9 protein-coding genes and 8 tRNA genes are annotated in these 12043 nt (G+C 28.3%); 2 read left to right on the top strand and 15 right to left on the bottom strand.

Going from position 1 to position 12043, the window contains the following annotated elements; all coding sequences use genetic code 4:
* Positions 1–22: 22 nt before the first annotated feature.
* Both ACWXVS_RS01370 and ACWXVS_RS01365 read left to right on the top strand, forming a co-directional pair.
* The gene (locus ACWXVS_RS01370) at positions 23–370 is read left to right on the top strand and encodes a YigZ family protein (RefSeq protein ID WP_455966342.1); all 348 of its coding nucleotides are present in this window, start codon (positions 23–25) and stop codon (positions 368–370) included.
* A 902-nt stretch (positions 371–1272) separates the two neighbouring features.
* Complete coding sequence (locus tag ACWXVS_RS01365) at positions 1273–3867, top strand: hypothetical protein (RefSeq protein WP_455994676.1); 2595 nt, start codon at positions 1273–1275, stop codon at positions 3865–3867.
* A gap of 392 nt (positions 3868–4259) precedes the next feature.
* Here ACWXVS_RS01365 and ACWXVS_RS01360 read toward each other — a convergent pair whose 3' ends face one another.
* From ACWXVS_RS01360 to ACWXVS_RS01290, 15 genes are all read right to left on the bottom strand, one after another.
* On the bottom strand, positions 4260–4520 hold the full coding sequence (locus ACWXVS_RS01360) for a hypothetical protein (RefSeq protein ID WP_438340326.1): 261 nt from the start codon (positions 4518–4520) through the stop codon (positions 4260–4262).
* A 233-nt stretch (positions 4521–4753) separates the two neighbouring features.
* A complete protein-coding gene (locus ACWXVS_RS01355; protein WP_455994674.1) occupies positions 4754–5557 on the bottom strand; it encodes a SemiSWEET family transporter in 804 nt (267 codons plus the stop codon).
* 190 nt (positions 5558–5747) lie between these two features.
* Positions 5748–5823, bottom strand: a tRNA-Phe gene (locus ACWXVS_RS01350).
* Between the two features lies 1 nt (position 5824).
* A tRNA-Asp gene (locus ACWXVS_RS01345) sits at positions 5825–5901 on the bottom strand.
* 1 nt (position 5902) lies between these two features.
* A tRNA-Met gene (locus tag ACWXVS_RS01340) sits at positions 5903–5978 on the bottom strand.
* A 6-nt stretch (positions 5979–5984) separates the two neighbouring features.
* Positions 5985–6075 (bottom strand) — tRNA-Ser (locus tag ACWXVS_RS01335).
* A 1-nt stretch (position 6076) separates the two neighbouring features.
* Positions 6077–6152, bottom strand: a tRNA-Ile gene (locus ACWXVS_RS01330).
* Positions 6153–6179: 27 nt separating this feature from the next.
* A tRNA-Met gene (locus ACWXVS_RS01325) sits at positions 6180–6256 on the bottom strand.
* 4 nt (positions 6257–6260) lie between these two features.
* Positions 6261–6337 (bottom strand) — tRNA-Ala (locus ACWXVS_RS01320).
* Between the two features lie 5 nt (positions 6338–6342).
* Positions 6343–6419: transfer RNA gene (locus ACWXVS_RS01315), tRNA-Pro, on the bottom strand.
* A 65-nt stretch (positions 6420–6484) separates the two neighbouring features.
* Positions 6485–7756, bottom strand: a complete 1272-nt coding sequence (obgE, locus tag ACWXVS_RS01310; RefSeq protein ID WP_444704788.1) for a GTPase ObgE — start codon at positions 7754–7756, stop codon at positions 6485–6487.
* 104 nt (positions 7757–7860) lie between these two features.
* A complete protein-coding gene (locus ACWXVS_RS01305; RefSeq protein WP_455994673.1) occupies positions 7861–8901 on the bottom strand; it encodes a hypothetical protein in 1041 nt (346 codons plus the stop codon).
* Positions 8902–9004: 103 nt separating this feature from the next.
* The gene (gene metG, locus ACWXVS_RS01300; protein ID WP_455994672.1) at positions 9005–10570 is read right to left on the bottom strand and encodes a methionine--tRNA ligase; all 1566 of its coding nucleotides are present in this window, start codon (positions 10568–10570) and stop codon (positions 9005–9007) included.
* The gene (locus tag ACWXVS_RS01295) at positions 10563–11360 is read right to left on the bottom strand and encodes a tRNA1(Val) (adenine(37)-N6)-methyltransferase (protein WP_444704791.1); all 798 of its coding nucleotides are present in this window, start codon (positions 11358–11360) and stop codon (positions 10563–10565) included. Before ACWXVS_RS01295 ends, metG begins: the two co-directional genes overlap by 8 nt.
* Before the next feature lie 204 nt (positions 11361–11564).
* A partial coding sequence (locus ACWXVS_RS01290; protein ID WP_455994671.1) for a hypothetical protein occupies positions 11565–12043 on the bottom strand: 479 nt, incomplete at its 5' end.

Raw genomic sequence — 12043 nt, 5'->3', positions numbered from 1 at the left:
TAACAAATGTTATAATAATAGCATGAAGTTTTTGGAAATCAAAAAATCAAAATTTATCCCCATTTTATTTAATATCAATTCAAAAGAAGATGTAAGAAAAAATATCGAATCTCTTTGAAAAGAACATAAAAAAGCAAAGCACATCGTTTATGCTTATATTATAAAAGACAATAATGTTATTATCAATGGATATACTGATGACCGTGAACCAAAAGGTGTGGCTGGGATTCCTCTTTATAGCTATTTAAATAGTAAAAATTTAAAAAATAAATTATTAGTTGTTATTCGTTATTTCGGTGGTATTGAATTAGGAAGAAGTAATCTATTAAGAGCTTACTTGCAAGCAGCCAAACTACTTTTTAATGAGTAAATAAGATTAAAATTCAAATATAAGTCTCGCTTTTTTTAAAATTAATGTTTTAAATATTTTTAATATTTAAAAGCTCTATCATTACACTAGATTGAAATTTAGCAAAAATAATGGAGGAAAAATTTAAGGAATTTATTTTTAGATTTAGTTGAAACTACATGTCTTTTTAAAATTAACATCAATCATATCCTTGTATAATAACTAGTTTTATTAGTGGTTTTTTATAGTTATCATACTATCAATGGTTATAACCTATTCTAACTTAAAGATATTAAACAAAACAAATCAATGTAACATGAAAGAAAGTAAAAAGCAATTATAAAAACTAAGAAAAACCCAAATATACTTTTTCTAATTCTTTCGAACCTTTTAAGGCAATCCTTTGAATTAAAATTATTTAATAAATTAAAACAAAACTCCATCTTGAGATCCTAAAAAATAACTAACGAGCTAGTATAGAAAAAACCAAAATTGCAAATCCAAGAAATAATGAGAAAGATAAAAAATCCCCTTTTAAAGATATAATAATATAAAATTTTCCCTAATTTTGAATTCTAATTTATTTTGTAACCTTAGATTTTAATTTTATTTTGTGTTAAAAAACTTAGAACCCAACTAAACTAACAATAGTTTCAAAAAATGCTATTTTCACCCAATGTTCAAAAATTATGAATTATTTATAAATAAAAAGTAATAATTTTATATAATTTTTTATTTATTTAGATTTAGCGATTATTAAGAAACTATAAACACTAATTTACCTATTTTTTCTTGAAATAAAACTATTTTTTTGTTCTATTAATCTGGCATATTTATTAATATAATAATAAGATATATTTTATACCTAAAATAGCATAATAATAAATTGATTTATAGTAAATTTTTTCATTAAAAGGAGTAATATGAAGTTTAAGTTAAGCCCATTGTTAAGTGCAGTTATAATAGCTGCAACACCATTAGTAATTAGTGCTCAAAACAATATGGCCAACAATATCGAAAAAGAGGAAAAAAATTCTAGCAATAATGTTAGCGTTTATGCAACTGAGGCAATATCGATACCCACAAATGATGACTATAATGATGTTGAAAGTTATAACATTTACTGAGAGACTGAAGCTTTTAAAACTCATTACAAAATGTTATTTGCATATAGAGTACTAAAAAAATTAATTAATTTTCAAGGTGAGAAATTAGAGATACTTCCATATAAAGAAAAATTAATGGAATTTAAAATTTTTCCTGATGGTGTTTTTGATAATTTTAACAATGAATACTTTTTTTATGACCATAATTTTTTACATTGGGGAACCTTTATTAGATTATGATCAGATGTTAATTTTGACTATAATGTTTTCTTACTTAATGAATACAAAAAATTAAACATTGATAGTGTTTATAAGGTTGCAGATGATTTAAGATCAAATGTAACTTCTGGAAAATTTTCATCAAAAATTAGTGATATTTATATAGTCCAAACTATTATTGCTCATTTTGAAGCCATTAATTTATTGATTAAACACAAAGAAAATTCAAATATTAAAAATTTGATAAAAGATCTATTCAAGGTGCAAAGTGGCATTAATTCTGCAGATCCTGCTTATTTAAATACCTTAAAAGATTCATTGCCAATTCTCGAAAAAATTAAGAAAGAAGCGAATGATAGTATTATTGAAGAAATCATAAAAGAAGTTGAATCAGAATTTTCACATGATAAGTTAATGTATGATGCATTAATTTCCGCACAAAAATCATACGGTTCTATCGAATACGATGAAAAAATTAAACCATTAGTTAAACTAGTTTCGAATTCTAGCACAATGGAATTTTTGGAAAATCTTAAAAATTCCGCTAACAATATTTATCTTAGTGAAAAACAAAAAGTCGATATGGCATTTAATGATTTAAGAAACAAAGACCCTAATATTAAAGAAAAAATTAATAAGGCACGTAATGTAGGAATTTTAAGAGAACTTTATGCTGATATTATGGCTAAAAAAATACAGGAATATCAAAACGATGTAATGATATTAATCGAAAAAACAAAGGGTTCTAGCATGTATGATGATTTTATGAGAACATTTAGTACCATAAAAGAAAAAAATGAGCAGCAAATTGAACAAAGAAAAGTTGCAATAGAAGCTTTTGATAAAAAATGAAAAGATTTTGGCCGTAACCATACTAAAATTAATATTGATATTAAAAAAGAAAAAGATGAACTTAATACTAAATTATCAAGTCAAATAGAAAACCAAAGGATTACTATTGAACAATTTAATGATCTTAATGATAAATCAACTAATTTGTTTTCTGATGAAAACAACAAAACAAAATTGCTTATAAATAGCATCAACTCAGTAGACCAAAGAACTAAAAAACTTGAAGAATTAAAAAAAGCAAAAAACATTGAAGATCTACAAAAATTAATAGTAGAGGCACAAAAAATTAAGAATGTAGAAGATTTAACAAAAGCAAGGGAAGAAGCTACAAAAGCACTGAAAAAAATTGAAGGTTCAGTGAATTATGAAGAATATAAAAAACAACATAGTGAAGCGCAAGATAATATTACCAAACTAACTAAGTTAGCGGATAAAATAAATGCTGAATACAAATTAAAAAGAAATGAAGTTGAAAAAAATCTAAAAAGTTTAGATGATAAAACAGGATTCGAACAAGCACTAAAAGAAGCTGATAATATTCAAAAATTAAATAAATTAAATGAAGCACTATTAAATCAAATAAAAGAACAAGATTTAAACAAATTAATAAAAAGAGCGCAAAAAGCTGTTGATAAAACTGAAGGTTCAGAAAGATTTGAAGAATTTAAAACGTTGTTCGCTAATGCAAAAAATGATGTTGTTAAACTTACTAATGTAGCAGAAAAAGCTGAAGAAATTTATAACATAGAAAAGCAAAAAATATTAGATACGTTTGACAAATTGTTAGATAAAAAGGATTATCAAACAAAAATTAATAATGCAAATAATATAAAGAATCTAAAAATTCTATTAAAAGAAATAACTCAAGAAAAAATACTTCAAGAAAATGCCCAAATAAAAAAAGAGGCGAATGATGCTATTGACAGACTAGAAGGTTCTGAATTAAAAAAACAACTAGGTAAGGAATTAAGCAACAACAAAGAAAATACTAATAAAATAAAAGATATTGCAGCTAAAGCAACACAAGAATTTAATATGGAACTTAATTCTACAAAAGAAGAACTAAACAAGCTAATAAATTCAAATACAAAAAAAGAGTTAGAAAAATTGATAGAAAACGCCCAAAATATAAAAGAATTAAGAATTATTAAATTGAAGATTCAAAAAGCAATTACTGAGCAAGAAACAAAATCTAAAAAAGAAGGCAAATCAAAGATAAATGTAGCTGCGATTGTAGGGCCTCTTGTGGTAATACTAGCATTAGCTGGCGCAAGTGTTGGGACTTGATATGCAGTTAAACGTCATAAGATTCAAAAAAGAAAAGAAATAAACAAAAATTAGGTCAAAATAAGAAAGTCTTGAATCTCTTATGAGGTTTTAGACTTTTTTGTTGACAATTTTTAGCTAATAAAAAGCAAAAAAGTGTTACCATAAATAATTTTGTGCAATTTTTTTAAAAAACTTATTTCTTTTTGATAGCTCTTTAATAAGAGTTTATTTCACAACCCAAAATCAGTTAGAAAATGAAACAAAGTTTGTTCCTAATTGGGGGCCTGTTTTTAATCGATTACAAATTATTTTTGAAAAAAATAAATAATTAAAACAACCAAACAACATAATGTTGCTTGGTTGTTTTTGTATAATAAATTTAGATTTGTGTGGTTGCTATTCTCAAATCTCTTACTAAAAATAAGCCAGAGATAAATTTACACAAAATTATCTACACTACCACATTATTTTTTTATCAATCTTATTAATGATATTAGTGACAATATACCAAATATCGCAGCTATCGCTATACCAACATAAGATATAATTCTTATATCACCAAGTTTCAAAAAGCCGTTTAGTTTAAACACTAGTTTTCCAAGCGGTGTAGTAGCATTTGATAATAATGCTTCATTACTAAATGTAATAGAAGCAATTATTGAAGAAACAACAAGTATTGGGAAGCTTATTATCAAACATATTACCCAACCAATTTTATGACCCATATTTTTTCCTTTCAATCTTAAAATAATTATATATGTTTTTTAAATGATAAACTATTTTTTGACCAGTTCATCATGCACATATTTTAAAAGTAGCATACAAACAATAAATAGTTTTTGAAGCTTTGTTTAATTTTTTGTATTGTCCACCATTAAATTAAAACAGGTTTTTTATAAAAAAAATAAAAAAGAGACTTTGATATATTTCAAGTCAAGGCCTCTAAAGATATAGAATCTTATTTTTGTTCCATTGCATCATCTTGTGTCATCATAGTTCTTTTATGCAAAACCTCGCACTTTTTCATTTTCACTTCATATGATATAACAAATGAAAATTGCACTGTATAAACAATTAATGATACAATTTGCCATACAAGAGCCCCGATTAAACCATTCAAGGCAGCTTCCTCACCTTTGATATTTTTATCTACAATACTCAAAATAAAGAAAATAATTCATCATAAGTTATTTAAAATAAAAATAAATAGCATTCAAGGACTTATTGATTTAAAGTTTCTTGTTTTTAATCCTTTTATTAGTTGGGGCATAAAAGCTAAGGTTGTTCCCGCAGGCGTAATTAAACCAATAATAAGTGATGTAACTTTATCAAATACCGCAATTCTATTCCCAACAATTGGATAAAAATAGCCAGTATTAATCTTTTGAAATACTAATACTATAAATACAGCGAATATCGAAGTTGCAAATAATTCTACTAAAACTATAGCTGCCGTTGCAAATTTTTTTTGATTTTTGGTAATTGCTTTATTATAGTGATATAAAAAATACATTGTAAAAGCATATATAAAAGAACAAATTAAGTTTGCTAAAAAAATGTATCAACCGTTTTCATCACCTGTAAATACACCATAAATTAACCAAATAATAATTCCAATATAAAAAATTCAAAATGAATAATAATTTATGTTTTCAGCTTTTTTGGTTTTAACAACCCTAACTAGTTGAGGAACACCTAAAAGAATTGTCGCTATCGCTCCTAATGCTCCAAAAAACTGAATAGATATTTCTAATGCTGTCATAACTAAAAAATTATACATTAATACTAATTTATAAACATAATATTGCCTAGTTTTTAATATTTTTTTATAGCAAAAACATATTATTAAAAATTATTATAATAAAAACCATCTAAATTTTGCTATGTAAAATTAGAACGTTCAAAAAAAAAAAAAAAAAAAACACCAATTTGGTGTTAAGTCATTTCTGAAATGGTGGCTCCGGCAGGAATCGAACCAGCGACACACGGAGCTTCAGTCCGTTGCTCTACCAACTGAGCTACAGAGCCATGGCGGTCCAGACGGGAATTGAACCCGCGATCTCTTCCGTGACAGGGAAGCGTATTAAACCACTTTACCACTGGACCGTGGTTGCGGAGATTGGAATCGAACCAATGACCTTTGGGTTATGAGCCCAACGAGCTGCCGCCTGCTCTACTCCGCTATATTATGGCGGGCAATGAGGGATTTGAACCCCCGCGGGCCGTGAAGCCCCTGGCAGTTTTCAAGACTGCTCCCTTCAGCCTCTTGGGTAATTGCCCATGGTGGACCCAACAGGACTCGAACCTGTAACCGACCGGTTATGAGCCGGTTGCTCTAACCATTGAGCTATGGGTCCTAAAATTTCACTATTGGGTTTTACATTTGGTAGCACCGAAGAGAGTCGAACTCTTGACCTTCCGGGTATGAACCGGACGCTCTAACCAACTGAGCTACAGTGCCATAATGGTGGAGAGGAAGGGACTCGAACCCTCTACCTCCTGCGTGCAAGGCAGGCGCTCTGGCCAGGTGAGCTACCCCCCCATAAATGGTGAAGAAGACAGGATTCGAACCTGCGACCGCTTGAGCCCAAGTCAAGTGCTCTACCAAGCTGAGCTACTTCTCCACACAGAAATTTTTGCTAAATGCTTTATTATTATATATTATTTTTTATGTTAGTTATTAATTTTTTTAAAAATCTTCGTTGTTTCAAATAAACTCATAATCCTTAATTTTAATAGTATCACCATCTTTAATATCTGAATTTTTAATTAAATCAAATACACCTAATGATTTTAATTTGTAATTAAATCTTCATAAATTATCAATAGAAATAACAGGAATTTTTTCATAAACCTTATAAATATCACTGCCAACAATTTCATAAGTATCATCAGACAGTTTGATAATTTCTATTTTCTTTTTATCTAGCGAAATAACAACAACTTCTTCAGATTCTTTTAATTCATTAACAATATTAATTTTGGCTTCTTGTAGAGTTTCTCATAACACTTTTTTTATTTCTTCTATATGCGAGTCAAGCAATGATGAATTTTCTATTAATTTAATATTAGGGTACTTACTTTTAAATTTTTCTAAATGAGTTTGATATGATTCAAGATCAGATTTGTTAGCTACAACAATCTGCGGTAATTTTTCAAGTCTAAGATTATAAGATCTTAGTTCATTATTAATAATTTCATAATCCAAAATTGGGTTTTTATTTGAATCACCAAAATCAATAATGTGGCATATAACCCTACAACGCTCAATATGCTTTAAAAATTGAATCCCAAGGCCTTTGCCCTCCGAAGCTTTTTCTATCAATCCAGGCAAATCTGCGACTACAAAAGTATTTTCATAAAATTTAACTAAACCCAATTGTGGAACAAGTGTTGTAAAATCATAATCGGCTATTTTGGGTTTAGCATTAGAAATTTGAGATAAGATTGTGCTTTTCCCTGCGCTTGGTTTTCCAACAAAGCCCACATCAGCTAAAACCTTTAATGTTAGATGCAAATTAAATCTTTCACCTAATGTTCCGTTTTCACAAATTCTTGGAGCAGTATTTCTTGATGATTTAAATCTTAAATTACCTTTACCGCCTTTACCGCCTTTAGCAATCAGATATTTTTCTTCTGTAACAATATCAGCAACTAACTTGCCATCATTATAAACCATAGTGCCCAATGGCACCTTAACAATTAAATCATCAGCGCCTCTGCCAAAAGCATTTTTAGGTTTCCCGTTTTCCCCATCATTAGCAACAATCTTTTTTTGGTAGTAAAATGGCAATAATGTATTTTGCCCAGGATCGCCCTGAAAATATATTGAACCTCCATTTCCTCCATCGCCGCCGTCCGGACCGCCTTTATCAACATTAGCCTCACGACGAAAACTAATGATCCCATCTCCACCTTTTCCAGCAATAACCAAAATATCAACTTCATCTATAAATTTCATGTGTTTTATTTTATCAAAAATTTAGATAAATTAGCCATTATGAGTAATTATTAAATAGTTTAAAAGCAACCTTTTTAAAATTGACAAGGTTGCTTTTCTATTATTTAATTTACTTTATTTTGTGATTCAATGGTTTTATTTAATTGTTGCAATAATGAATCTGTTAGTGACAATTTTTTATAAAGATCTTCGATATTTTTCTTCCAATCTTCTTTTGTCTGTGAATCCGTTATTTTTTCTAGAAGCTCAGTTAGTTTTTTATGTAATTCTTCCTGCTTTTCAAGTTTCTTAGATCATGTTTCTTCTGCTTTGGCTCTTGCTTTTTCTGAAAATTCTTCAATTAACTTATCACCTTTTTTTTCTGAAAATTCCGTTATAAGTTCCTTTATTTTTCTAAGAAGTTCTTCATCAACATCATTATTCATACTTTTTTCTTCTTTAAGTTCCGAAAATCTACTATTAATTTTTTGATTTATTTCGTTAGCTAAATTAATCCGGAAGGAAAGTTCTGTGTTATCTTGAATTACTTGTTGTCTGGTTAGTTTATTTATTTCATCTCCATTAAGTTTAGATTGTAAATCATCAATCTTTTTATTAACATCATTTCATTTTTGTTCATAATAGGCAAGTAACTCTTCAAATTTTTTTATAATGCCATTTTTATCATTTGGTATATTATCATCTTCTTTTTTGATCTTTGATTGATCATCCTTTTTTGGTTTATCATCATGTTTATCCATAGGATCATTTGGGAGGGGTGTTTGTTCAGGTTTTTGTTCAGGTGTTTGGGGATTTTTTTCTTCTTTTTTATTGTCATGTTTTGGATTATCTTGTTGAGGATTTTTACTTGACTGATCTTCTTGCTTTCCTTCGCCGGGTTTTTGGGGATTCACTATTGGAGGAGTAGTATTATGTCCTTGATCTGGTGTCTCATGCTTATCAGGTTGTTTTTCTTTTGGCTTATTTTCAGGGTTGCCTTGATCGCCAGGTTTGCCGGGACTATGCGGATTGCTTGGTTCAGCTGGTTTTTCTGGTTTTTTAGGCCCTGGGTTAGATGGATTTGAACACGAAACCAACGCAGCTCCTGTAATAACTGGTAACGAAATAGATGTCAATGCTAATAGCAATTTATTTGATTTTTTCACTTGTTCTCCTTATTGTTAAATTCCTTATTTTGATAAAAAAGAATCTTTTTTGCTTTTTATAGATATTCCATAATTTCAATTATATTATAAATGAAAAATGGTCTTATTTCTTAATAACTCTTGCAAATAAGATCTCGTTAGCCTCAGGGTACAAATTATCAAATTTGGCAAAATTAGTTATTTGTTCGTAATTAATCAAATCTATTTTAATAAAACTAAATATTTTTTCCATCTTTTGAGGCATGACAACAGATAACATTAAGGCTATGCTATAAATCCCGTTAAGCAAGGTATTTAAAACGCAATTAAGTCTATCTAAATCTTCCTTCAACAATCATGGTTTTGTTAAATCTATATATTCATTTAATTTTGAAGACAAATTAATAGCATTTTTAATTGCCTTATCAGCATGAAATTGATCAAATTCTTTTTTATATTCCTCATAATAAACACTTAATGAATCCAATATTTTTTGATCGATTTCAAGCAAATTATTCTTATCAAAGTATGTGCCGTTTGCAAAGTTTTGATTAACCATTTTGATAGTACGATTAACAAGATTACCAAAATTATTTGCCAAATCAGCATTTAGGACGTTAATTAAAAGTTCTTCACTAAAAGAAAAGTCATTATCGATATTAACCTGCGAACAAAAGAAATATTTAATTTCCTCAGCTCCGTATTTGTTAATTAAGGGAATTGGTTCCACAATGTTTCCTTTTGATTTTGACATTTTACCCTCGGGGGTAATAATTCATGAATGAACAACTTCTTTTGTCGGTAGATTGATATCAAGTGATTTTAAAAATATTGGTCAGTAAATTGAGTGAAAACGCGAAATTTCCTTCGCTAAAACGTGAACACGTTCATTACCATTACGCCAAAATTTATGATAATTATCATCGTTATTTGTTTCATATCCCAAAGCAGTTAAATAGCTGAATAATGCATCTAATCAAACATAAATAACATGTTGCTTTTCATCATTATTTTTTTGTTTAGGTACATTGATTCCTCAATCAAAGGAAACCCGAGTAATTGATAGATCTTCAATTCCTTTGGACAGAAAATTACTCTTTAGCTCCTTGGCAATATTTTTATTAGTTAAAAAGTTAGAATTTATATCAAAAAATTCATTTATTCAAGGTTCCAACTTTTTCATATCAAAGAAATAGCTTTCTTCTTTAATTTCTTGAAGCTCATGACCTGATGTCGGGTGGTAATATCTTCCATCTTTATAGATAGCTTGTGTTTTAGTAAAAAATTCTTCATCGCTAACTGAATAAAGACCTACATACTTATCTTTAAAAATAAATCCCTTTTCGTACATTTTTTCGAAAATTTTAATAATTGCTTGTTCATGTTGTTTACTTGTAGTACGACTGTAGAAATCATAGTTAATTTTCAATAAATCTCATAAATCAATAAATTTCCGAGATTGAATATCAACATATTCTTGAGGAGACAAATTATATTCCTCAGCTTTTTTTTGAATTTTTTGACCATGTTCATCAATACCGGTCACAAATAAAGTTTCATATCCTTGAGTTTTTTTATAATTTGCAAAAACTCATGCCAGTGTCGTTGTTAAGACATGACCAATATGTAAATTTCCGCTAGGATAATATATTGGAGTAGTTATATAAAATGTTTTTTTTGAATTATTCATGTTTTTCTCCTTTTTGTTTCATTGGGATATAAAGTTTTTGCGTTTCTAGGCGATATGAATGGTCGTTTTTATCATCATTATGAAGATAAATATTTGGTTCAAAATACGTGCCTCAACCCGAGTTAAATCGTGATTCAACTAAACAAAATTTAGGTTGAGAATTGATTCTAGTGAAAACTAGTTGCACTCTTTTTGGTTCAAAATTATATTTGCGCAATAATGATATTAAATCAATATATCTAGCAATTGGAAGCACAACACTAAAATAACCTTTTTGCTCAATTATTTTAGAAGATAAAGAAATAAGTGTTTCTAAATCTAAATTAATTTCATGTGTAGCCAGTTTTTGCGCATATGTACCAGTTTTTCTAACTTGATTATAGTTTTCATTGTAGTAGGGTGGGTTAGCAACAATTGAAGAGTATTTCTTAGCAAGATTATTCCCACATTTAAAAGCATAATCTTTTGCATATTCTTTAAAATCAGCTTCAAAAATTTTTATTTGGTCTTCCAAATTATTTAAACATACATTTTGCTTAGCCAACAAAACTGCTTTTGGTTGAATTTCGACTGCGTCAATTTTTATTTTCTTGGATCTGGCAGCCATAAAGATTGATAAGGCTCCATTATTCGTACCAACCTCGAGCATATTCGATACATTGCGATTAATTGAAACGAAATTACCTAATAAAATTGTATCAACAGAATAATTAAACATCTCCTTATCTTGATAAACAAAGAGGTCATTACCATATCCTAAGTTATTTTTAAAAACACCGATTTTTTTCATAATAACTAATTATAAATTAATATTTTTTTTGATACTGCATTAAGTTAGATTAATCTTTTCGTTTTAATAAAATGTTTAAAACCTCATAATTTATAAAAGCCTTATACATAATGATAAATAACAACAAACTAGTTACCAAAAAAAATGAATATTTTCCTTAAGCAAACTAAAAACCAGAATGAACCTGGTTTTTAGTTTGAATTTCTATTTTTTTTCACCGGGGATGCCATATATATCAATAATCGGACCTTTACCCTTAATTCCGCCTGAGAAAAGATCATAAAGATTATCTCATTTTGATGGCCCGCCTAAATCTTGAACTTTCGGTTTAGAATCACTTTTTTGTTCTTGTTTAGATTGCGCTTTTGGTAAGGATTGCATTGATTTTGCTATACCGGGTTCATCATCTTCATACCATGGTTCATTATGTTCTTTTTCATTATTTTTTGAAAAAATATCTAAATCACCATAAAATGCATCATCTAATGGAAAATCAAATCCATGATTGCCATCATCCTTAGTTTTGTCGTATTCTTTATATAAATTCTTGTAATAGAAGTTTTCAATTACATTCTTAATTTCTTCATTAGTTGGATCACCAAAATCAATTTCAATTTTTGGTGCTTCATTTTTTATATTATTTATAAGATTATTGTTAGTATTGATTGAATCAACTGAGTCTA

It is taken from the genome of Mycoplasma sp. 327, from assembly GCF_053851655.1.
Note: the sequence above shows the minus strand (reverse complement) of the source record. Positions and strands in the feature narration are given on the sequence as shown.